This is a genomic window from uncultured Lamprocystis sp. (assembly GCF_903933125.1).
In the GTDB taxonomy this organism is placed as follows: domain Bacteria; phylum Pseudomonadota; class Gammaproteobacteria; order Chromatiales; family Chromatiaceae; genus Thiodictyon.
The window spans coordinates 1-2407 of record NZ_CAIZIZ010000137.1 but is presented as its reverse complement, the minus strand read 5'-3'; the positions used below and the strand labels follow the sequence as shown (position 1 = coordinate 2407).

The window sequence follows — 2407 nt, the reverse complement described above, 5'->3', positions numbered from 1 at the left end:
GTAATAAGAGTAATTCTTATTCTCGCACTATTATGAACACACTATGCTTTGTATTCATCGCGATGAATGATCACGCCGCGAAATTTCCCCGCGACAGCGAATAGGCGCTGCAGAAAACGTTGAGTTTTCTTTCAGGCACTAACTACTGCCAGCCGAGCCTAGTATTCTCCCCTCCCTGAAGCCGCGTCAAGTCGTGAGCAATCAGGTCGGAGACGCGAAGGTTAAGGGCGCTGGGCGGCGCGGCGGTTTGACGGTCACCCTGACGGCCGACCGGACCGGCTGAAGCCTCGACCTCCGGGGCCTTGCTCATCGTCCAAGGGGCACAGCGCCTGACACAGCGGTGCCACCGCTGGAGCGGTGGCACGCGAATGAGAAGGCTATGCCGCTTCCCGCCCATCCACCTGTTTCAATCGGCACTCCGCCGCCAACCGCCGCAGGAATTGCTCAGGCGTCAGCGCCTCCCCGAGCAGGATGCGCTGACGGCAGACGTTGGCGAAGTCACCGGCCGTCAATCCCTGCAGCGTCTCCAGATAACGCGCGAAGTCGGGCGCCACCGGCGCGGTGGCGTCATTCAGCGCCTCCCGCGCAAAGAGGGCAAGCCGTTGCGCCGGATTCAGCGCCCGGAAATTGAGCTTGAAGTCGAACCGCCGCAGGGCCGCCGCATCGATCCCGGCCATCAGGTTGGTCGCGGCAATGAAGATGCCGGGATAATGCTCCATCTGCTGCAACAGCTCATTGACCTGGGTCCGCTCCCAACTGTGGCGCGCCGCCCGCCGGTCGGCGAGAAAGCTATCGACCTCATCGAGCAGCAGAACCGAATGCGCCGGGTCGCACTCACGGAACAACCGCGCCAGGTTCTGTTCCGTCTCTCCCACATAGGGCGAGATCAGGTCCGACGCCTGCCGCGCCACCAATTCGCGGTCCAGGGCCGTGGCCAGGACCTCGGCGAAGGCGGTCTTGCCGGTGCCGGGCGGGCCATAGAAGCAGAGGCTGCCGCGACCCTGCTCGGCCAGGGCGTGGGCGATGGCGCTCGGGCCGATCCCGCCGGCCAGGTTGAGAAAGGCCACGTCGAAGCGGGTCGCCGGGGTGCGCCGCCGGGGCGTCGGCGCCCCATAGAGCAGGGTGCGCACCGCGGCCACCCCGGCGCGCACCGTCTGCTCGGCCGGAGCCTGCGGGTGCAGGTCCAGCAGACGCCGGGCCGCACCCAATTGGGCCGGCGTCAGGACCGCGTCGGCGGCCAGTTCATCGAGCAAGGCCGGCGGCAGGTCGCGGTCGCCCAGATGGGACTCGACGATGGCGCGGCGTACCGAGCGCGGCGGGGTGACGAAGGCGACCGGCAGCAGGAAGCGGCGCAGGAAGGCCGGGTCCATGCTGTCCGCGTCGTTGGTGATCCAGATCGCCGGGACCGGGTTCTCCTCCAGGATGCGGTTCATCCAGCCCTTCTGGCGGCCGGTCGCGCGGCGCACCCCCAGGAAGGCGAACGGCTCATCGGCGGACTCGAAAACGTCCTCGACCTCATCGAAGATCAGCACCGCTTCGCGCCGGCGCCCGAGCAGCCGCTGGGCGAGCAGATAGGCCGACAGCCGACCGGTGCGCCGCAGCCCGTCGCCATCCTCATCGGCGCTGCGCACCTGATAGGCGCGCAGCCCGCTTGCCGCGGCCAAGGCCCGCGCCAGTTCGGTCTTGCCGGTGCCGGGCGGCCCATAGAAGAGCGCATTCACACCGACCGCCGCGGTGTCCGCGCTCTGGCGCAAGACCCCTTGCAGGCGCCCGGCCGCCTCCGCCAACTGCGGAAAAGCGTCCAGCCGCCAGGCCCCGGCCGGGGCTGGTTCGATCAAGAGTGCCAGCAACGCCTCGGCATCCAACGGGGCGGCCTCCACCACCTCGCGCAGCAGGCCGGTGGGCGCCAGGAAGTCCTCCAGATCGCTGTGACCGTCCTCATACTCCACCAGCCCGAGCGCCCGCAGCGGAGCGCGCTTGGCCAGTGCGCTCTGTACCGCCGTCCGCTCCAGACCCAGCAAGGCGGCGAGTCGCCCCAGTTGGACGCGGGCGGCGATGCGGACACCGGGGTGCCCATTGGCGCGCAACAACACGCGGAGCGGTTCGACCAACTCACGCTGTTCGAGGAAATCGAGCAGGCGTACCGCGGTCGCGTCGAGATCCAGTGCCTCCCCGAGCAGCGCCATGGTCGGGGAGGTCGGTGCCGCCCCGTCGGCCCCCGCCAGCCGCCTCAGCACCCGGCGCGGGAGCGTCCTGAAAAAGGTACCAGCAGTTCCAAATTTGGGTGGCCGCCGCCGACCGCGTCCCGTCGGCAAGGCTGCTGGTGGATGCGCTGCGCTTATCCACCCTACAAAACCGGCTCCGCTGTAGGGTGGATAAGGCGCGCCGCTCGGTGTCAGGGATCCGG

At 68.3% G+C, this 2407-nt stretch carries 1 protein-coding gene; it reads right to left on the bottom strand.

Annotated elements, in window-relative coordinates:
• Positions 1 to 377 precede the first annotated feature (377 nt).
• The gene (locus QZY03_RS06465; protein ID WP_295579262.1) at positions 378 to 2237 is read right to left on the bottom strand and encodes an ATP-binding protein; all 1860 of its coding nucleotides are present in this window, start codon (positions 2235 to 2237) and stop codon (positions 378 to 380) included.
• Between the last annotated feature and the right edge of the window lie 170 nt (positions 2238 to 2407).